19 protein-coding genes are annotated in these 19410 nt (G+C 40.4%); 6 read left to right on the plus strand and 13 right to left on the minus strand.

The annotated features are described in order from the left end of the window. Window positions 1-6: 6 nt before the first annotated feature. The gene (locus CLV81_RS16700; RefSeq protein WP_106146532.1) at window positions 7-3258 is read right to left on the minus strand and encodes a WD40/YVTN/BNR-like repeat-containing protein; all 3252 of its coding nucleotides are present in this window, start codon (window positions 3256-3258) and stop codon (window positions 7-9) included. Between the two features lie 186 nt (window positions 3259-3444). Here CLV81_RS16700 and CLV81_RS16705 point away from each other — a divergent pair, with 186 nt between their 5' ends. Together CLV81_RS16705 and CLV81_RS16710 are read left to right on the plus strand one after the other, a co-directional pair. Beyond that, window positions 3445-3873: an SRPBCC family protein gene (locus tag CLV81_RS16705; protein WP_106146534.1), complete on the plus strand. Its 429-nt coding sequence runs from the start codon at window positions 3445-3447 to the stop codon at window positions 3871-3873. After that, complete coding sequence (locus CLV81_RS16710; RefSeq protein ID WP_106146536.1) at window positions 3863-4186, plus strand: ArsR/SmtB family transcription factor; 324 nt, start codon at window positions 3863-3865, stop codon at window positions 4184-4186. The genes CLV81_RS16705 and CLV81_RS16710 overlap by 11 nt, the downstream gene beginning before the upstream one ends. Before the next feature lie 4 nt (window positions 4187-4190). Here the strand turns inward: CLV81_RS16710 and CLV81_RS16715 are convergent, their stop codons facing one another. Both CLV81_RS16715 and treF read right to left on the minus strand, forming a co-directional pair. After that, the gene (locus tag CLV81_RS16715; protein WP_106146538.1) at window positions 4191-5282 is read right to left on the minus strand and encodes a DUF2652 domain-containing protein; all 1092 of its coding nucleotides are present in this window, start codon (window positions 5280-5282) and stop codon (window positions 4191-4193) included. A 70-nt stretch (window positions 5283-5352) separates the two neighbouring features. Beyond that, on the minus strand, window positions 5353-6924 hold the full coding sequence (gene treF, locus CLV81_RS16720) for an alpha,alpha-trehalase TreF (RefSeq protein ID WP_106146540.1): 1572 nt from the start codon (window positions 6922-6924) through the stop codon (window positions 5353-5355). A 90-nt stretch (window positions 6925-7014) separates the two neighbouring features. Here treF and CLV81_RS16725 point away from each other — a divergent pair, with 90 nt between their 5' ends. Beyond that, window positions 7015-7635, plus strand: coding sequence for a GntR family transcriptional regulator (locus CLV81_RS16725; protein WP_106146542.1), 621 nt, complete (start codon window positions 7015-7017; stop codon window positions 7633-7635). 37 nt (window positions 7636-7672) lie between these two features. Beyond that, on the plus strand, window positions 7673-7816 hold the full coding sequence (locus CLV81_RS20665) for a hypothetical protein (RefSeq protein ID WP_170068338.1): 144 nt from the start codon (window positions 7673-7675) through the stop codon (window positions 7814-7816). Between the two features lie 33 nt (window positions 7817-7849). Here the strand turns inward: CLV81_RS20665 and CLV81_RS16730 are convergent, their stop codons facing one another. The 9 genes from CLV81_RS16730 to CLV81_RS16770 are packed head-to-tail and all read right to left on the minus strand — an operon-like array spanning window position 7850 to window position 16389. After that, complete coding sequence (locus CLV81_RS16730) at window positions 7850-8467, minus strand: nucleotidyltransferase family protein (protein ID WP_106146544.1); 618 nt, start codon at window positions 8465-8467, stop codon at window positions 7850-7852. Between the two features lie 3 nt (window positions 8468-8470). Further along, window positions 8471-9475, minus strand: coding sequence for an XdhC family protein (locus CLV81_RS16735; RefSeq protein ID WP_106146546.1), 1005 nt, complete (start codon window positions 9473-9475; stop codon window positions 8471-8473). A gap of 1 nt (window position 9476) precedes the next feature. Continuing rightward, entirely contained in the window at window positions 9477-10673 is a 1197-nt protein-coding gene (locus CLV81_RS16740) for a molybdopterin molybdotransferase MoeA (protein WP_106146548.1), read from the minus strand. 33 nt (window positions 10674-10706) lie between these two features. Further along, entirely contained in the window at window positions 10707-11768 is a 1062-nt protein-coding gene (locus CLV81_RS16745; protein WP_106146549.1) for a HesA/MoeB/ThiF family protein, read from the minus strand. Further along, entirely contained in the window at window positions 11761-12366 is a 606-nt protein-coding gene (locus CLV81_RS16750) for an NTP transferase domain-containing protein (protein ID WP_106147674.1), read from the minus strand. Before CLV81_RS16750 ends, CLV81_RS16745 begins: the two co-directional genes overlap by 8 nt. Window positions 12367-12382: 16 nt before the next feature. Next, a complete protein-coding gene (gene moaA, locus CLV81_RS16755) occupies window positions 12383-13369 on the minus strand; it encodes a GTP 3',8-cyclase MoaA (protein ID WP_106146551.1) in 987 nt (328 codons plus the stop codon). A gap of 35 nt (window positions 13370-13404) precedes the next feature. After that, on the minus strand, window positions 13405-13659 hold the full coding sequence (locus CLV81_RS16760) for a MoaD/ThiS family protein (protein ID WP_106146553.1): 255 nt from the start codon (window positions 13657-13659) through the stop codon (window positions 13405-13407). A gap of 4 nt (window positions 13660-13663) precedes the next feature. Beyond that, the gene (locus CLV81_RS16765; RefSeq protein ID WP_106146555.1) at window positions 13664-15898 is read right to left on the minus strand and encodes a xanthine dehydrogenase family protein molybdopterin-binding subunit; all 2235 of its coding nucleotides are present in this window, start codon (window positions 15896-15898) and stop codon (window positions 13664-13666) included. A gap of 29 nt (window positions 15899-15927) precedes the next feature. Further along, window positions 15928-16389: a (2Fe-2S)-binding protein gene (locus CLV81_RS16770; protein WP_106146557.1), complete on the minus strand. Its 462-nt coding sequence runs from the start codon at window positions 16387-16389 to the stop codon at window positions 15928-15930. A 180-nt stretch (window positions 16390-16569) separates the two neighbouring features. On the opposite strand from CLV81_RS16770, the gene CLV81_RS16775 reads away from it, so the two are divergent. After that, window positions 16570-17658 (plus strand): vWA domain-containing protein, encoded by a 1089-nt coding sequence (locus CLV81_RS16775; protein ID WP_106146559.1) that lies wholly within the window; start codon window positions 16570-16572, stop codon window positions 17656-17658. Window positions 17659-17785: 127 nt separating this feature from the next. Further along, complete coding sequence (locus CLV81_RS20615; RefSeq protein WP_158259148.1) at window positions 17786-17953, plus strand: hypothetical protein; 168 nt, start codon at window positions 17786-17788, stop codon at window positions 17951-17953. Here the strand turns inward: CLV81_RS20615 and CLV81_RS16780 are convergent. Then, a complete protein-coding gene (locus CLV81_RS16780; RefSeq protein WP_106146561.1) occupies window positions 17950-19407 on the minus strand; it encodes a M14 family zinc carboxypeptidase in 1458 nt (485 codons plus the stop codon). The two genes, CLV81_RS20615 and CLV81_RS16780, sit on opposite strands and share 4 nt — an antisense overlap. Between the last annotated feature and the right edge of the window lie 3 nt (window positions 19408-19410).

Consider the following 19410-nt stretch of genomic DNA (forward strand, 5'->3'; position numbering starts at 1 on the left):
CCAATGTTAGTTTTGAATAAGCCCTTGACCTTCAATCCATGGTGCTCCGGCGGCCTTAAGTTCAGACTCTAGACCAGGAATTGTGTTTTCTACAAAAACATTCAACTCTTTCTTCACATCCTGAAGTTGGTTTTTTGCTCTTTGAAACGCTGCCTTTTGGTTTCCGGTTGGGCCATAGGTATTGCCCAAAGCCACAAAACCTATAAAGGAACCATTCTCTGGAGAGGGATTGTTACGCTCGCCAACTTCGTTTTTTGCAACGCTTCCTTTCATTACTAACTTTAGTTCTAAAAGAGAAGTTTTGGCAGTGTGTATTTTTGAATTGAGATTCGCAGAAGGTTGCTTGGCTTGACTTAAAGCGCGATGCATAGCGTCTACTTTCATCAAACTTTTCTCCAATACGGTATTGGTAGCCATTAAGTCTTGGCGAAATTCTTGAAAATCAACTCTAAATGCATCTATTTCACTTGTGGGTTTGGACGGCAATGCACCTTGTGTTAATCGTTTTACTTCAAAACTTTGTACTTCTGATAGCTGGGTCATGGTCCCATCCACATTTTGATAAAGCTCAACCGAATATCTTCCTGGTGTAGCCCTAAAAGGAGAGCCAAAAAAGTTATCGTTGTCCCCTTTCGGTTTTTTTAATGGAATCCCTGTCCTATCCGCATGGGTAAGATTCCAAGAGACCCGATTAAAGCCTTTCTTATTTGTTCCGGCCACGGTATTTACAGTATTTCCGTTGCTATCCTTTACTATAAGGAAAATGGATGGCTTCTCTTGATTGGTTTCAGTATCCAATGCGTCCCAACCCGGGAAATTTATGTTAGTATTTTGCTTGTTGAGGCTCTTTTCCTGTTCCTTTCTTACTTCTTTGAGGCTCTTCAACTTTTCAGGTAGATAATAGGTAAAAACCGCCCCATACGGAGGGTTTTTGGCAACATATTCCGTATTACCTTGACTGCCAACACCGCTTCTTTGGATATACCAATCTGCAGTCTGTACTTTGAAAAGAGTAGCCTCACCCATTTTGGAAGCATCAGAATCACGTAGAGGCGAAATATCATCCAACACATAAAACCCTCTTCCAAAAGAAGCTCCTACCAAATCATCGGCTTCGCGTTGAATGGTAATATCCCTAAATGAAATGGTTGGAAGACCTCCATTTAACTCCATCCAGCTTCCTCCACCATTATTGGACATATAAATTCCAAACTCGGTGGCAATAAAAAGTAAATTGGGCTTAACATAATCCTGAACGATTCGCCAAGTCAATAGTTTTTTGGGAAGATTACCATTCATGAATCTCCATGTCTTTCCCTTATCCAAACTTTTTAAAAGATAAGGTTTGTAATCCCCTTCCTTATGATTGTCTAGAACCAGGTAAACGGTATTAGCGTCAAACAAATCGGCCCTAACGTCATTGACAAAGGCTCTTTCCGGCACTCCTTTGATAGAACCGAGCATTATTTTTCGCCAATTGTTTCCACCGTCTTCGGTTACCTGAAGAATTCCATCATCAGTACCAGCATAAATCAATCCTTCTTGTATTGGAGATTCTGCCAAAGAGGTTATCGTATTGTAATTTGACATGGCCCCAACATCCCAGGGATTGTCCCAACTTTGTGCCCTGCCCATTATGGGTAAGGCCAACCTTTCCTCATTTCGAGTTAAATCACTGCTGATTGCAGTCCAATCATCGCCCCTATTTTCAGATTTCCAAACCCGATAAGAGGCAAAATACAATCGCTTTGGATTATGTGGACTCACTAAAATTGGAGCATCCCAATTAAACCGCTCATGGGGTTCTCCAGCTTTTGGTTGCGGTTGGATAAATACCGTTTCACCTGTGGTTTGATCTATTCTCCAAAGCCAACCTTGTTGAAATTCACCATAGGTAATATCTGGATTCCCTGGCTCCGTAGCAGATTGATGACCATCAGCACCCAAGGTTTTCCACCAATCATGATTTAATATCCCTTTACTGCTAATAGTCTGGGATGGTCCTCCATGGGAACCATTATCTTGGGTTCCCCCATAAATATTATAAAAAGGTTTGGCATCATCAACAGCAACTTTATAATATTGAATAAGCGGTAAGTTGTTGAAATACCTCCATGTTTTGGTTAAATCATAAGATTCATAAAGACCTCCATCCGTGCCAAATAAAACATAATCTGGGTCCGATTTTTTAAAGGCCATGGCATGGCTATCCACGTGTTTTTTATCTTCATTCATGAAGGTAAAATTCTTTCCATGGTCATCCGATATCTGCACATAGTTGCTCATCAAATAGAGCTTTCCATTTTGATGGGGAGATGCGTACAACTCTTGATAATAATGAGGTCCGGTACCTCCAGAAACCGCGTCCGATTGTTTGCTCCATGAAGCGCCTTGATTTCTAGAAATAAAGAGGCCACCTTTTTTGCGGTCAAGTTCGATAGCTGCATAAAGAACTTCATTATCAAAAGGAGAAATAGCCAATCCTATTTTACCAAGATTGGATTTTGGGATACCATTTTTCAATTCTGTCCAAGTTTCTCCCCCGTCCATACTCTTATGAAGACCAGAACCTGGCCCACCTCCCATGTAGGCAGCAACGGTTCGATGCCTGTCCCATGTGGCAGCATAAAGTACATCCGGATTGGTAAAATCAATTACCATATCGGTAACTCCCGTCCAATTGGAGTCTCCTAAGGTTCTATTCCATGTCTTTCCGCCATCAGATGATTTATATAGTCCACGTTCACCACCTTTGCTCCAAAGAGGTCCCTGGGAAGCGACCCAAATCACATCGGAATTATCTGGATGCACAATTATCTTGGAAAGGTGCTCTGAGTTTTTGAGTCCCATATTCTTCCATGTTTTACCCTCATCATGACTTACATAAATACCATCTCCGAATCCAACATGACGGCCTCCTACATTTTCACCAGTACCCACCCAAATTGTATTCGGATTGTTGGGGTCAATCGTTACACATCCAATGGAATAAACGCTTTGCTTATCAAAAATTGGAGTCCAAGTGGTTCCCGCATTGGTTGTTTTCCAAACCCCTCCGGAGCCAACGGCAACGTACCAAACACTTTCATTTTCAGGATGAATGGCTATATCAGCAATACGACCAGAAGTAAGAGCGGGCCCTAAACTTCTGAATTCCAATCCTTTAAAAGTTGTGGAGTCAGGTTTTTGAGCGGTTAATAAAACGGAGAAAAAGAGAAGGAAAAGGGAGAAGACCCAAGTCTTGAAATAGAATTTCATGAGTGTTAGTTTTGGTAGAATTAGTCCGGAGCAAGATACTTAAAAGTGTACCAGAAAAATCTAAACAAAATGTGAAATAAACCCCAGTGAATCATTTTATATGCAACTTTATAGTTGCGTAATTAGAATGTTTGATTATATTTGCAACCATATAGTTGCATATTAATCTTAAATAAACGAACAGTCATGAAAGATGTTATTACAAAAACACAGGTATTGAGTCATTCCATTGACAAAGTCTGGGATGCCATTTCAAAAGCAGAAGAATTGTCAACATGGTTCATCAAAGCCGACTTCAAAGCCGAAGTTGGGTATAGGTATACCTTTACTTCAGATGGGAAGGAAGGATGCGAACCTATTCTGGGAGTTGTTCAAAAAGCAGAACCCTACACTCTGATTTATACATGGGAAGTTCAAAACACAAATGTGGAAACTACCGTAAAATGGGAATTGGAAGATTTGGGTGGAAAAACAAGATTGTATTTGGAACATTCCGGTATTTCCAAATATGCAGGGGATACTGCGATAAAAATGTACACTGATTTCAATGGTGGATGGGATAACTGCATCTCTCTGTTGGACGAATACTTATTAAATGAAATACATGCAGAGTAAAATCACAAAAATCTTAAAGGCCATTGCTGACCCTACTAGGCGTGAAATTTTTCACGCCTTGGTTGTGGCGGCCACTGCCATGCCTATAACGCAAATATCCGGACAGTTTGCCATAAGCCGACAGGGCATCACCAAACATCTTAAAACCTTAGAGGACGCCGGGCTTATTCAAATCCAGACCAAAGGTCGTGAACGTTTTTGCCTGGCCGACCCCCTACCCTTACAGGAGGTGAACCATTGGCTTAAATTTTATGAGCGTTTTTGGGATGATACCCTGCAAAATCTTAGTTCATATTTGGACAACAAAGCTTAAGTCGTTATGTTGCCTCAACGGGTTTTTCAACTGTAAACTTATGCAACCTATCCAATGCTTCTTCTGTATTCTTTTTTAGCGTTGGTTTCACAAACAGGTTGACAAAAATCCTTTTTAAAGGAGCATTGACGTTCCAATAGATTTCAGACCTTAACTCTGATTCTGTTTCCGATATAGGGGTAATTATAAAAAACTGGTTGAGTTCGTCCAAAAAAGGTATGTCCGAAGTAACTTCCCCATATACCAGCTCCCCATCTTTGGTATCGATGGTCACCGTGCTAAAATTTAAATCCTTTCCATCAATAACACAGGTGTGTTTGGTCCCCACGCGGGTAACCTCGTTTTCGTTGAATTCAAATCTGTCCACCCCTTTCACCCAATACGGTCGATACGTATAGTTGGAAACATATTCCAGCAAACGTTCAGCGGCAATAGGAAAGGTCCTTGTGGATGTTATATTTGGAGCGTTCTCAAAACTGGTTTTCAAAGGTTCATCCAAAGGAGGTAATGAAAGTTGTTCCCGGTCAATCAGTGCATACAAATATTCCAAGTCTTTGTCGTCATAATTGTCAGAGCCCTGTCTAAATCGAAACAATTTACTTGAATAATAGGGCGACAGCTGTATTTCGAGGGCTAAAGACCGACTAATGAGCGTATAATTATCACTCTCTACGGAATTTTTTAGCAGCCGGTGAGCTTCAATTACTTTTTCTCCGAAGGGTTTTCTAGTACCGTGTACTTCTATGTGACTTAAGTCGCCGGTATGGGCTATAATTTTAAGCTGAAGATTCGGAGCTGTGGCACAGGCGTTGCATGGACAAATCCGATATTTTTCAAGTCGCTGGAGATGACTATAAAAAGCGGTAAACATAGTCTCAATTTGCGCCAAAAGATTTTCTTGGGATGGCACATCATTTTCCTTGTAGAAAAAAAGTGCATCTCCCTCAATTTCCGCAAGCTTAAGTTCCTGTGTGTTGGCATTTATGAGCACTTCAAGCAACTCAGAAATTACATGCTGACTGTGTTCAATTTCCGTGGTCTGTATGAACTTAGTATACCCCGAAATATCGGGAATAAAAAGTAGTGATTTCGCCATTATTGATTGATGAGATTGCCCTTATTATGTCTTTAAAATCACGAAACCCTTACATTTTCCTCACAGGAGTTTAATCCTCTAGCTCCTCCATCATTTGTTTAAAACCTAAAGCAACACCATTGGTCCATCCAAAACCATCTTGCGTTTCATACTCCCCTCCGCCCGAAAGCAATGTGAGGTCTTCTACGTTATACTTCTCCATCATCTTACCCGTGTTCTTGAATACTTCTTCGTTCAGGGCCAACCAACGTGTCATGATTTCTTTGGCTTCTTCGATATACCCATAATTCAGTAAACCTTTCACTGCAATCCATTGCAAAGGAGCCCATCCATTTGGTGCATCCCATTGCTGTTCCGAATACTCCAAAGTGGTTACCAATCCACCGTCTTTTAAAAACGTATTCATCAAGACTTCTTTGGTTTTTTCAGCTTGTTCTACAGTAGCCAACCCAAAGTACAATGGAAAAGCCCCAGCTAAGGTAAGCTCTGGGGTAGCAGCCGATTTAGCATAGTTATAATCCTGAAAAAAGCCGTTTTCTTCATTCCAAAAGAATTCCTGAATACTAGATTTTCGTGAAGTGGCTTTTTCCATGTAACTGTTTGCCTCCTCTGGTTGCCCATTTAATTCATAAGTCTTGGCAATAGTCTTTTCCATAAAATAAAGTAGACAATTCAAATCGACAGGAAGAATGTTCGTAGTCTCAGTGCTACTAAACTCTCCCTTTGTTCCAAACCATCTAGAACTAAAATCCCATCCAGAAGCAGCAGCTGCCCTAAGATTGTTCAATAAGGCTGGTTTTTCAGATTGGGGTACCTCACCGGCTAAATGCAGGTCTTCCTTGTAGGCTTCAGGTCTTGGTGTAAATGCCTTGTCCCAATATCTATTTAGTATGACACTATCAAGTCTTACAACATGCTGGTCCGCCTTTGAATCTTCAGTTGAATTTGAAGTGGCCATCCAAAAGTTGTACTCCTTCTCCAATTGAGGCAAGTAGTCAGTAAGTTTTGTGCTGTCCTTTCTAGTCACGGCATCTACCATTAAAGCATAGAAAGGAGGTTGACTACGGGTTCGATAATAATCCCTTGTGCCATTTGGGATGAATCCTACGGAATCTATCAAAAAGCTAAAATTATCTACCATAGCCTTTGCCAATTCATCTTTTTCAGCTGCCAGTAGACCTTCCAAGGTGAAATAACTGTCCCAATAATAGATTTCTTGAAACCTTCCCCCGGGCACCACATATTTATGTGGTAATGCAATCCTCGAAGAGAAGGGGATTATACTATCTGGCCCTCTGGTAAGTTTATCCCACATGGTGTTGATATGCTCATACATGGTTTTGGTGGTATCGGTCTTAAATTCGAGAGCCTTCATGGAGTGGTCTTCAAAATTATTGGCTACAAAACCTTCCAAATCAAAGCCCTCTTTGGTTTTTTCCGTAAGATATTTTGCCTCTAGAATTCCAATTTCTTCTTTGGGCACTAGGTCCACCAAGGTTTTGGAGTCTTTAAAAACAGCCGCAAGTTGGACGTCTTTAAACAACTCAGATTCATACAATGAGATATCTGCTGGAATTGGTACATTTTGTTTACAACCAATCAGCAAAAACAGTGTAATCACGGAAATAATCCATTTTTTCATACCGTAGCAAAGTTTAGAATACGCTTAAATATACGGGTAATCCATAAAAGACAAAGTAAGGTGTAAGACAATGATTTGTATCTTCCAAGTATGATTCAACCTCAAATACTTCGGGACAAGGTAAAGTCCCATTTGTTGGAACAAATTCAACAGGGAAAACTGCAAATTGGGAAAACCATCAATTTAGCAGCGGTGGCCAGGGAAACTGGAATAAGCGTTACCCCGGTAAGGGAGGCACTTAGCCAATTGGAGCATGCCCGAATCGTTAAGGCCATTCCCAATAGAGGATTTATAATACGTCCTTTGGGTACATTAGAAGCCAAGCACCTTTATGAAACGGTTTCACAATTGGAAGTAATGGCCTTGGAAAGCACTCCATTTAGTAAAGAATACATTCTGGAACTTCGTAACTATTTTGAACAGAAGGAAATCAGAAATTCAATTAGCACGCGATTTGAATTTCATAAACTACTTCTTGCCAATTGTACCAACCCTATTCTCCTTCAAATTATAGACGACTTAAAGGCCAGGTTATTTTTCTACGAACAAATCTTACCGGAAAGTAGTCTGGTGGGTCAACAGATGGAAACCCAAAACGACGCTATACTAAATGCTATTGCCGAAAACAATATTCCCACGGCAGCACTTATCTTAAAAATGCATTGGATGACCGTTTTGGAACGTGTACAAAACCAATTTGCCAAAGACTAATTTTGAAAAACTATCGTTCTTATGTAAAACACTTCCGATGCAATTCTTAAATAAAGAAATAGCCGCTCTGGTAAAAAAGAAGAAATCCAAATCTTTAATAAAAAAACAAATCTCCTGCGGTATTTTTCAGGATTTGGAAGTGGTGGAGTCCACTTCAAAAAAACCTACTTCAAGTCGATAGACCAATTAACTGGTCAGCGCTTCTCCGTTGAAATTAGATTGAACTTCCTTTAGATGTGTCCTTAATCAATTGAAGGTACGACTCATAGGTGTCCACATCAATTTCCTTTCCGTTTCCTGGAATCAATTTTGCTACAGATAAATGGTTCTGAATGATTTTTTTGGCCCCAAAATCCTTCCTTAAGCTTTGAAGTTCTGAGAAGAGCGAATGGTCAAAAATTGCAGGAACTCCATGTCTTTGGTTTCCGTAATGGGTCGCTACAAGGTTGACATTTTCATTTTTCAAATATGTTTCTTTTAGCTTATCGAAATGCATGGTATCCATTAACGGCTGGTCTGGAACCAAAATCAGTATAGCATCGGGAACCTTTTCGTTTTTAAGAATCTGACTTACTCCATATGCTATTGAAGCTCCCATTCCACTTTCCCAATTGGGATTTACATGAGCAATCACCTGTTTCGATAACGTGGGCCGGATTTCGTCTGCATAAGCCCCTAGGACAACATGTACAGCATCGACCAACGGACTAACCTGATGTATCGTATTCCCTAAAAGAGTAGTGTTATCCCAAGGTAGTAGTTGCTTAATCTTATTGGGCATTCTATTAGAGGCGCCAGCGGCCAGGGTTAATGCACTAATGGCTTTTGTCATGAATCAACTGTGGATTTTACCCAACTTTTCTTTGAGAAGCATTGGCTCCGTTTGTCTAACTCGTGCCAAAATTTCAGAAATAATGGAAATCGATATTTCTTGAGGTGTTTCAGCGCCAATATCAATACCTGCTGGTCCATGAATTGAATCCAGAAAATCCTCTGTAATGTCCGGATGTCTTTCCAACAATTCATCAAAAAGCTTTTCCCGTCTACGCATAGGCCCCAAAAGCCCTAAATAGGCGCAGTTCTTGTCCTTAAGTGCCAGTAGGAAGCCCAAGTCTTTCACGAAACTATGAGTCATCAAAACGACGGCAGTTTCTTCATCCAAAGGAATTTCTAGATTTTCCGGTTCCTGCTGAAGAAAGTTATGAACCCCTGGAAAATGATTTGCCGTTTTTTCTTCACGGGGATTGGATACTACGGTTACCTCCCATCCCATGAGACTTGCAATTTGGCACAATTGTACGGCATCATGCTCGGCGCCGATTATGATGAGTTGGAAGCATGGAGAAAGCTTTTGTTCAAAGACTTCCATATCCGATTTCACCATAGTAGAGTTCAATGCTAGTTCATTCCCTTTAAACAAAAAAGAAGAACCATAACCCCTATTTTCTGAATGGTTTTTTTGAAAAAAGGATTTAATGAAGAAAGGCTTTCTATACTTTATCGTTTCCCAAAACACTTCCAAAAATTGAGCATCAGGTTGAAATGGTTCCAATAAAATGTATAAAATACCTTCGCAACCCAATCGGTATCGTCCATCATACACCATTACTTTTGGGACACCCTGTTGAAAAACAGATTCAGCTTGTCGTAACACCTCTTTCTCTACACATCCCCCACTGACTGCTCCTATCATTTTCCCATTTTCCAACAATAACATTCGAACTCCCGGGCGACGGTAAGACGAACCATCCAAAGCCACAACAGTGGCCAAAACAGATTTAATCCCCTCAGCTTTTGCTGTTTCATACCCAATTAATATGCTTTTAAGTTCGTGCGTCATATTATGTTAGGCTTCTTGTTGGAATAAATGGGGCCTTAGCTCCCTCTTTCATTACATCTTTAGGTGACAATTGAACAAAACCATCGATGTTGGTAAGCCCAATTACATCCCCGGAACCTGTAGTTTTCACCTCTTCAGCCACAAGTGAGCCATTTTCGAAAGCTACTTGAACACCTTTAAAAAAAGTAAGGTCCGTTGAATTTTCCATAGATTCCTTTAAAAGTACTGTAAATACAGGGTTTTTTGCTCCTAAAGTTTTGTTAAGCCAAGGTTTAAAATAGACATGATAGTTCACGAAAGTGGATACTGGATTACCGGGAAAAGCAAAAATAAACGTCTTATGGATATGGTGTATTCCAAACCAAAAAGGTTTTCCGGGGCGTTGTAAAACCCTATGGAATTCTTTTTGAACTCCTAATTTGTTCAAAATCTCGGGTAGGTAATCATATTTTCCTTTAGAAACTCCCCCACTTAAAATGAGTACATCTTTCTTCTCAATTTGCTCGGCAAGTTTCTTTTCAAGAATTTCTTTGTCATCCACTAGATGAAAAACATCTGCTGTCATCCCTTCTTTTTTTAATAAGCCTTGTACTGAATAACTGTTCGACTTCCGTATTTGAAAAGGCAAAGGCTCTTTGTCCACATCGACTAGTTCATCTCCCGTCGAAACTACGGCGACCTTGGGATTGACTTTTACCAAAACTTCATGTTTCCCTACAGATGCCAACACCCCAATTTCCGCAGCGGTGATTTTTACACCAGGCTTTAAGAGAGTAGCACCCTTTTCGAAATCGCTGGCTTGGTAGTGGATGTTTTGTCCTGGTTTCACCTTCTCTAGTAATTGAAAAGTATCCCCAACCCTTTCCAAATGCTCATACATGATGACAGTATCCGCATTTTTAGGAACCATGGCGCCGGTCATGATTTCAACACAATCTGTATGATTTTCCAAATTCAATTGAGGTGCACCCGCTTGGGCGATACCTACAATCTTGAACTGTTTCATCCCTTCGCTTAGCGCCTTGGAACTGACTGCAATACCATCTCTAGTCGACCTGTTAAAGGGTGGAAAATCCCTATCCGCAAGAACTGATTCTGCCAAAACACGATTGTAAGCTTCAGAAAAAGGAACTGTTTCAGTACCAAAATTCTGTTCATGTTTTAGAACAAATTCCAAGGCCAAATCAAAAGAAATCATAGTGCTGGATGTTGGTTAAAAAGGATGAGCCGATTATTGTGTAAGAATTGAAAGCCGATTCATGCCACCCAAGATATTACAAAAAGTCAATTCTGGATGCGCTTTTTGAAGCTGCTCTATGGCGAGTTCGCTTCTTTTCCCCGATTGGCAAATTACATAAATAGGTGCTTTGGACTCTATTAGATTAAAGGGCAATTCCAATTCTTGCAGGGGAACATTTATAGATTCCGCCAGATGGTTATGCTCAAACTCTTTTGGCGTTCTAACATCTAAAACTATCTGACTCTTATTTAATCGTTTTTGAGAAAAATCTTGGGCCGATATAGAATTTATAATACTGCAACCCGAGGACTCATAAGTCTCTCTAAGTTCCTTTATTGCCAGATTTTCAGGGTGGGTTTTGAATGCTATCTTTAGATAGTTTTGATGTAACCCATCAAACACCAATAATTTGCCCGAAAGCACCTTTCCTATTCCTGTGACTACCTTTATTGCTTCCAATGCTTGTAAATTTCCAATGATACCGGGGGTTACACCCAAAACGCCATTTTCATCACAATTGGGAATCTCTTCCACAGTCGGCATCTCTGGATAAAGACAACGATAGGTCGGTCCACCTTTAAAATTAAAAACACTAACATGGCCTTCAAACCCATGCAGCGCTCCATAAACAAAAGGTTTATTTAAGACAACACAAGCATCGTTTATCAAATATCTAGTGGGAAAATTGTCCGTAGCATCAAGAACAAGGTCGTACTCCTTGATAATTTCCAAGGCATTGTTCCTGGTTAAAAACGTATCATGTAGAATGAAATTGGTCTCCGAATTCTGGGATTGCAGTTTGTTATGTGCAGTGTTCAATTTTGATTTTCCTACATCCTTTTCGGTATAAAGTATCTGACGCTGTAAATTATGATAATCCACAATATCTTGGTCTATCAATCCCAAGGTTCCTACACCCATGGCATTTAAATATTGCAGCGCTGGTAGTCCCAAACCTCCCAATCCTACCACTAAAACTTTGGCTTCGGACAATTTTTGCTGTCCTACCTCTCCGAAATCGGATAAACTGGTTTGTCGCGTATACCTATCCATCTTGTAATGCTTTCAAACGGGTTTTAGCTTGATCAAAATCTTCCCGAGAGTTGGCGTTGAAAAGAACATCATCTGTACTTGGATATACTTTATCAATTTCTGAGTTTCGTAAAAACTCGGTGGGACCTGAATTCTTTGATACTTCCAGAAACTCCTTTGCCTTCTCCAGTCCTTTTGGTTCCCAAATTGTAACTAAAGGTTCTGGGATATCTGTCTTTTTTGTAGCCATGGCAGTAGCACCTTTTAGAAGGTTTCTTTTGGCTATCAGAGTTTTAAGAGATTCTTTATCCATAAATGGTAAATCGCAGGCTAATACCAGCCAAGCAACCTTAGGATATGCTGCATGAGCACTCATGATGCCATTAAACGGGCCCTGATACCTATTTTTGTCGATAATAACATTGAACCTGCCTTCATTTGACGAAACCTGGTCTTGTCTGATACTTAAATAAGAAGCTTCGCAAACCTGCTCCAATAAATTATACATACAAGCTTGTTGTTCACTTCCATGATAATTGAGAAGGCGCTTATCCGAACCCATGCGAGTGCTTCTACCACCGCCCAAAACTAATCCATAAAGCTTAGGTGTATTGCTCATAGGTCCATGATTTGAATCAACCTCCAATTGAGGTCATGGAGTTATCAAAAATGGTTTTAGCATGTTCATCCTGCGCCTCAAACCCTGTCTTTGCCCTGGAACCTATTGTGTTCAAAATCACGGAGTTCATTTCATCATCATTTTCGTTTGCCCTTACAATATCCCTCAGGTTTGCTTTAGGTTTACCATATAGACAGGTAATGACATCTCCAGTTGCGGTAACGCGTAGTCGGTTACAGGTGCCGCAAAAAGTTCTGCTAAAGGAAGGAATAATTCCGAAAGTACTTTGGTGCCCTTTGATTTGGTAATTGATTGAGGTTGATGTGGCAGGTGAAACCAATTTTTCAAATTCGTATTTGGTGGCAACATGGTCCAAAATGGCTTTGTAATTCCATTTTATGGTTGAAAAATTCTTGGAACCCCCATTAAAAGGCATTTCTTCCAGAAACCGAACAGAAACCTTATAATGTTTCATCACGTCTAGAATGGGAAGAATATCCTGCTCGTTTTGGCCATCCAAAACGATGAAATTAATACGGACATTAAATCCTTCGGTAATTAATCGAATAAGATTATTGTGAACCGTATCAAATTGTTTTCTTCGTGTAATACGCTCAAAGGTCTCTCGATTGATTGAATCGAGGCTCACATTGATGTTGCGAATTCCCAATTCCTTCAATTCATCAATATAGGGACCAATTAGTGTTGCATTTGTCGTTACCGAAATGTCGTTCAGTCCTTCCATTTTGGACAAACTGCGCAACAAGACCATCAAATCCTTACGCACAAAAGGTTCTCCTCCTGTTATCCTTATTTTATCGATTCCCAGATTTACAAGGGCTTTACTTACCCTTTCCAATTCTGGTATGCTCAATAATTTATCGTTTTTAACGAAGTTTATTCCTTCTGCTGGCATGCAATAATTACAACGCAGGTTACAACGGTCCGTGACCGCTAAACGCAGGTAATTTATTTTTCTTCCGTGATTATCGATTAACGCCATAATACAATCCGCTTGAAAGATACAAAACCCACTTATTATCCTCCACTAACAGGTGGAATCAGGGCAATTTCATCATAAGAATTAATGATTTGCTCATCCTTGGCGTAGGCATTATTTACGGCCACTGCCAATGAGGATAACTTGTTCAACTCGGGATAGGCATCGCCTAAAAATTGCCGCAATTCCCTTACCGTATTTGGAATTTTTTTCCCGGTTACGGATGTTGTGGGGACGGACAAAGTAGAACTACCCACAATATCCTTAGTTACCCCGAATAAAAGTATCGTCATAATATCAGCCTATAATCTCCTTCTCTGGAACTTTTAGTAATTCAGGTGTTTTGGTAAATGGTTGAACGTAAAGTCTATTTCCTGTAGCAGCCTTGAGTGCATTGGCTACCGCACCTCCGGCAGGAGGTAGAGTGGGTTCACCCAATCCTGTAGGCGAATATTCGTTTTCCATCAAATAGGTTTCAACCACAGGTGCCTCTTTCATTCGTATTAGTCGATATCTATCAAAGTTATTGGCCGTTGGTTTCCCATCTTCAAATGCCAATTCTCCAAACATGGAGTGTCCAACCCCATCAATTACACCACCTTCAATTTGATTCATTGCCCCTAGAGGATTGACAACAATGCCGCAATCCACAACACAAGTAATCTTCTTAACTACTGGGCTTCCATTTTCAATCTCCACATCTGCAACTTCTGCAACATGGGTATTATGGCAGTAGTAGTTGACAAAACCTTGATACACGTTGCTGGGTTTAGTTCCCCATCCTGATTTTTCAACAGCCATTTTGATGACCTCTTTCATTCGGTCAGGAGAGTACTGGATGCGCTCGTCGTCTTCTGGCTTCACTTTATCCAATAAATCCAAACGCAACTGAATTTTATCAACTTCCATCATTTCGGCCAACTCGTCAAAGAAACTTTGTTCTGCAAAAGCCAAAAAGTTGGTATACGGAGCACGCCATGCACCCGTAGTAATGTTACTTTTATAGCTGGCTACATCCACTTGATAATTTTCTATGGCACCAGCAGGGAAGAAATTGGGAATAAGCCCATACATATTATCGTTTACGGCTGCTTCCTTCAAATGGTATGCGGTCACTTTTCCATCCTTAATTCCCGCCTTTATTCTGTATTTAATGGCCATTCGGTAGATTCCATCTTCCATGTCATCTTCTCGGGTATAAACTACTTTAACAGGCTTATTTATGGTTTGGGATATTTCAGCAGCTTCGATGACAAAATCACCATAAAGCCTTCTACCAAAGCCACCACCCATACGTGTCATCTCCAACAGGATGTCCTTTTCCTCCCTACCCAGCATTTTGGCCACTAAACCGGCCTTCCAGGCTGGAGTCTGAATGGGTCCAACCAAATGCACCTTCTCAGAAGTTACATTGGCATAAAAATTCATGGGTTCCATGCAGTTGTGCGGTAAAAAGGGTGATTCGTAAGTGCGTTCCAAAACTTGGTCCGCTTCGGCAAACGCCTTTTTGATATTTCCATCCGAACGCATGGTATTAAACTTGCTACCATCCAGTAAATCGGTCAGTATCTTATTGTGCTGCTCGGTACTTTCCATAGGAGTTTCCTCTTCCCAAGTAGCCTTAATGGCATCTTTTGCTTTAAAAGCCTGCCAAGTGGTTTTTGCTATTACCACCACCTTGTCACTAGAAGATATCTTGCTCGAAAAACTAGGGTCTTCCGCCAACAAGCTGCGTACTTTTTCTCCTATAGTAACAACATCGATTACCCCAGGCATATTTCTAGCTTCCGAATCATCAAAAGAAACTAGCTTATGTCCGAAACTCGGAGGTCTTACCACAGCGGCATAGACCATGCCATCTGTTTTATAATCCAAACCGAATAATGGCTTGCCCGTTGTTATTTTATCAATATCCACATTACCGGCATTTTTACCCATAATTTTGTAGTCCCTAGGCTTCTTCAATTCCACTTTCTCGGGAACTTCCAAGAGTGCTGCTTCGTTCACAACATCGCCGTAACCCAAGGTCTCTCCGGCGGCATTGGTAATTACACCCTCGCTCACGGAACACTCGGAAGGGTCCACGCCCCATCTCGCTGCAGCGGCACTTACCAGCATATGCTTAGCCTTAGCCCCTGTTTCTCTTAACGCATCCCATCCATGACGAATGGATTGGCTTCCCCCAGCTACTTGTCGGGTGTAGTTTTCCGTGTCCAAAATACCTTGTTCCACATATACATCTTTCCAAGCCACGTCCAGTTCCTCAGCAATTATCATGGGCATGGAAGTCTTTACACCCTGACCAATTTCAGGATTTGGTGAAAATATGGTCACGGCACCATTTTCTGCAATTTTTATGAATGCATTGAAATCATTGTAATCCAGACTGGCTAGGTCAATGGTAGGTTCTGCTACTACTTTGGGTTTACACGAATTGAGAAGATTGAATCCAATTATCATTCCCCCTCCTGCCAGTGAAGAATTCCTTAAAAATGCTCTTCTACTTAGAGCGTTTGTTTTATTTGATGACATTTTTTCGTTTTAGAAGTGAATGGGAATAGTTATTCCATGTTCTCGGCAGCTTTCATTACTGCAGTTTTGATTCGAGTATAGGATGCACAGCGACAAATATTTCCGTGCATAGCATTTTTAACCTCATCCTCGGTAGGATTTGGATTGCTTTCCAAAAAAGCGGATGCAGTCATAATTTGTCCAGCCTGGCAATAACCACATTGGGGTACATCAACTTCTTTCCAAGCTTCCTGTACAGGGTGGGAACCGTCCTCTGAAAGACCCTCTATGGTTGTAATAGATTTTCCCTCAACCTGGGAAAGTGTTAATGAGCAACTTCGCATGGCTGTTCCATCAACATGAATGGTGCAGGCTCCACACTGCCCTATCCCACAACCATATTTTGTTCCCACTAGCTCCATGTGGTCACGTAATACCCATAACACAGGAGTGTCTTCAGAAACATCGACAGTTTTGGAAGTTCCGTTTACTTTTAATTGATACGTTGGCATAGTTTTTTGAATTGAGTGATTTCAAAAGAATTGTTCTTGAAGTTACCAAAATTTGGATGGATAGCTTCTTTTTTAACAAGAGCACCCATATTTTAACTTTTCTTTAATTTAATTATGAAAGCGACACACACTTTACGGTAGAATTTGACGTTGAGCAAATAGAACAAAGCTTAGAAGAAAATGAAAAACCTCGTAATTTCTCTATTCCCTATTCTTTCTTTATTACTATTTGTTTCCTGCGGCAACGCAGATGATGACGTCAATTTTGACATCAATCAACGAGAATTGGGTCAAGGTGAAAATCCCGATGATTGTTTGGGTTTTGAAGAGAACGAACTTTTGCTGTCTATACAAAATCAAGAAACCTCGCTTCCTGGAAGAGTGTCTATACTTTTTAAAGTTTCTGACACCAATGGAAATCCTATTTCAGGACTTACGGCAAACCAATTCACCATTTACGAACAGGGTAGAAATGACGATTGCTTCAATACCATATCCGCTTCGGAGTCTTTAGCTAGAATTTCTCCTAATTCGCAAGTATTCAATAATAGTACACTTTTAGTGCTTGATTTGAGTAATAGCGTTTTGCAGGGAAGTTTGGAAGAGCTTAAAACAGCCGCAAGTAGCTTCGTGGAAAATGTAATTCCTTCCCCAGAAACAGAGTCATTTCAAATGGCCATCTATTGGTTTGACGGTGAAGATGAGTTACACTTGCTCAACCCGTTGACTTCTTCGGCAGAAGAGCTTACCGCTTCAATCAATGGAATTACGGAAAATATAAGCAGCGACCCTTCAACGGACTTATACGGAGCGGTAATAAAGTCCACCGATATTGCTGAAGATTTAGTGGAACAAAACAATGAAAGTTCCATAGTTCGTGCGGCTTCTGTTGTTTTGTTTACGGACGGTACGGACCAGGCATCACGGTTTAGAGAACAGGATGCTCTGCGTGCAGTGAATGAAGCCAATCCAAACATTTCCTTTTTCACTATCGGTTTAGGTGCCGAAATTGATGTGGATGTCTTGAGTGACATTGGTAAAACCGCAAGTGTCTTTGCAGGTAACAAAGAAGAGCTTGAAGCCACATTCAATCAAATTTCACAACGGGTATCAGAACAGGCCAATAGTTTTTATTTGTTTGAATATTGCACCCCAAAACGGGATGGAAGCGGTGAGAACAATCTGGTCATTCAACTCACCGATGGCGGTCTCCAAGGAGCTGTTCAGACCAAATTTAGGGCCGATGGTTTTACTGGCGGTTGCGAGTAGCCAGTCTTAGCTACATTCCTAATGTTTTCTAAAGTAGGGTTTCTGGCCCGAAAGTTGTTTTACATATAAACGACTAATCACTTACATCCTAAACTACGATACAGAAGTTTAACTCAAAAAAAATGCTATGGATGTAATTAAAGAAATAATTGAAGGAAGTGCCGCAGGTGCTTTGGACAAAGGATTAAAAACGTTGGTGCTTTCCATTTTTGCCTCAATTGTGTTTACACTTTTTGGAATGTTGGTTGTTTTACTCCGTTATGGAAATGAAATGAACATCCAATTTGGATACTAACGATAAATCAAGGCATTACCAAATTTTTGGTCTTCTAGCGGTTTGGACAAATCCAAAATGAATCCATTGATTACTGCATGCGTGATTTCACCTTCTTTTTCTAAGAAAAAAGTTGGGTTTTGGCCAGGTTTAAGATTGAATTCGGGAAGATTGAAATCATTTCCAGCAAAATGGAATTTTGAATTTGTTGTAACCCCTTTTTCCGGTAAAGTAGTCTTTATAAACGCTACACCTTGTTTGAGGAGTTTTGGAGGATTTCCGGATTGAAAGATAGCTGCCTTACCTTCGGCCAATCTTGGTGCTACAATGGTATAACCACTTGCGTCAAAAGTCTCATAGCCGTAAAAGGTGGATAAATCGCCTTGGTCCACAATAGTGCTTTTGTAATAAAAGTCTTCGTGGCTAGCATTGTCTATTTCCTGTCGACGAATTCCTAAATCCAAAACGTAATCTTTACCTAAAAGATTGTAAGTCGCATTTTCTATCTTAAGGTCAAAAAGCTTTCGGTCGTTTCGTGGTATTTTTTCGTAATCTTCAATGGAAATGTCTTTATAGCTACCTTGAGCAATAGTGTAAATTGCTGATAGAATGGAAACATAATTTAGCTTGCGAATTTCCTGTTTCTCTATATCATTGGTATAGCCGCCGGATTCAATCAAAATCAAACTCGTTCCCCATTTGGAAATGTTGTCACCGAAAGCACGTGGTTCGAACTCATCACTATATCTGCCCACTTGGCCCGGTGCATATTTCTGGATGATGTCATTCATATATACAATTACCTTCATGGCATTTGCCCGCGTTTCATTAATATCCTTTTCGTAGTTGTAAGCTGTGGCCAAATAGGAAATGGTAGCGGGCTTATCCGTCAAATAAGCGTTGTAATAGGTGCTTTGGTCGTGCAGATTAAAGCCGAAATCTGCATCCAAACTGTCCCGAATTCTTTTTAAAACACGACTTTCTGGAGATTGCAGTCGTAGCGCATCTCGATTAATGTCCACGCCCAGAGCATTTCTTCGTTGATATATCTCTGCCCCATCAGGATTAAGCATGGGCAAAAAATGAAGCTTGGTTTTAGCCAAAATCTCATCTTTTTCCTCAGCGAATTCAGGTGCATCCAAAAAGTTAAGAATGTCAAATATAGCTTGAGTGGCAGTAGGCTCGTCTCCATGCATTTGGGACCACAGAAAGATGTCTTCTTCACCGGAACCAATGCTGATTAAATGCAAATCCCTTCCTTGAATAGACTCTCCCACCTTTTGTACTTTAAATTTAGAATTGTCCGCAAATCGTTGAATCAAAGGCTGAATCTGCTTGTGTTTTATTCTTCTTTTAGTTAGAGAAGGTTCTTTATAATTTGAATACGTATCATAAAGCCTGGAAGTAATATTAACTTGGGCGTTTGAGATAGAAAAGAAAAACAAGAATGCGATGAATACTACAAAAGGCTTCATTGA

Origin of the sequence: Flagellimonas meridianipacifica (assembly GCF_003001695.1) — a bacterium.
GTDB lineage: Bacteria > Bacteroidota > Bacteroidia > Flavobacteriales > Flavobacteriaceae > Flagellimonas > Flagellimonas meridianipacifica.

Excerpts from the sequence above, each read along its gene's own strand:
- CLV81_RS16700 (WP_106146532.1), bottom strand. The coding sequence starts at position 3,258 with ATGAAATTCTATTTCAAGACTTGGGTCTTCTCCCTTTTCCTTCTCTTT.
- CLV81_RS16705 (WP_106146534.1), top strand. The coding sequence starts at position 3,445 with ATGAAAGATGTTATTACAAAAACACAGGTATTGAGTCATTCCATTGAC.
- CLV81_RS16710 (WP_106146536.1), top strand. The coding sequence starts at position 3,863 with ATGCAGAGTAAAATCACAAAAATCTTAAAGGCCATTGCTGACCCTACT.
- CLV81_RS16715 (WP_106146538.1), bottom strand. The coding sequence starts at position 5,282 with ATGGCGAAATCACTACTTTTTATTCCCGATATTTCGGGGTATACTAAG.
- treF (WP_106146540.1), bottom strand. The coding sequence starts at position 6,924 with ATGAAAAAATGGATTATTTCCGTGATTACACTGTTTTTGCTGATTGGT.
- CLV81_RS16725 (WP_106146542.1), top strand. The coding sequence starts at position 7,015 with ATGATTCAACCTCAAATACTTCGGGACAAGGTAAAGTCCCATTTGTTG.
- CLV81_RS20665 (WP_170068338.1), top strand. The coding sequence starts at position 7,673 with ATGCAATTCTTAAATAAAGAAATAGCCGCTCTGGTAAAAAAGAAGAAA.
- CLV81_RS16730 (WP_106146544.1), bottom strand. The coding sequence starts at position 8,467 with ATGACAAAAGCCATTAGTGCATTAACCCTGGCCGCTGGCGCCTCTAAT.
- CLV81_RS16735 (WP_106146546.1), bottom strand. The coding sequence starts at position 9,475 with ATGACGCACGAACTTAAAAGCATATTAATTGGGTATGAAACAGCAAAA.
- CLV81_RS16740 (WP_106146548.1), bottom strand. The coding sequence starts at position 10,673 with ATGATTTCTTTTGATTTGGCCTTGGAATTTGTTCTAAAACATGAACAG.
- CLV81_RS16745 (WP_106146549.1), bottom strand. The coding sequence starts at position 11,768 with ATGGATAGGTATACGCGACAAACCAGTTTATCCGATTTCGGAGAGGTA.
- CLV81_RS16750 (WP_106147674.1), bottom strand. The coding sequence starts at position 12,366 with ATGAGCAATACACCTAAGCTTTATGGATTAGTTTTGGGCGGTGGTAGA.
- moaA (WP_106146551.1), bottom strand. The coding sequence starts at position 13,369 with ATGGCGTTAATCGATAATCACGGAAGAAAAATAAATTACCTGCGTTTA.
- CLV81_RS16760 (WP_106146553.1), bottom strand. The coding sequence starts at position 13,659 with ATGACGATACTTTTATTCGGGGTAACTAAGGATATTGTGGGTAGTTCT.
- CLV81_RS16765 (WP_106146555.1), bottom strand. The coding sequence starts at position 15,898 with ATGTCATCAAATAAAACAAACGCTCTAAGTAGAAGAGCATTTTTAAGG.
- CLV81_RS16770 (WP_106146557.1), bottom strand. The coding sequence starts at position 16,389 with ATGCCAACGTATCAATTAAAAGTAAACGGAACTTCCAAAACTGTCGAT.
- CLV81_RS16775 (WP_106146559.1), top strand. The coding sequence starts at position 16,570 with ATGAAAAACCTCGTAATTTCTCTATTCCCTATTCTTTCTTTATTACTA.
- CLV81_RS20615 (WP_158259148.1), top strand. The coding sequence starts at position 17,786 with ATGGATGTAATTAAAGAAATAATTGAAGGAAGTGCCGCAGGTGCTTTG.
- CLV81_RS16780 (WP_106146561.1), bottom strand. The coding sequence starts at position 19,407 with ATGAAGCCTTTTGTAGTATTCATCGCATTCTTGTTTTTCTTTTCTATC.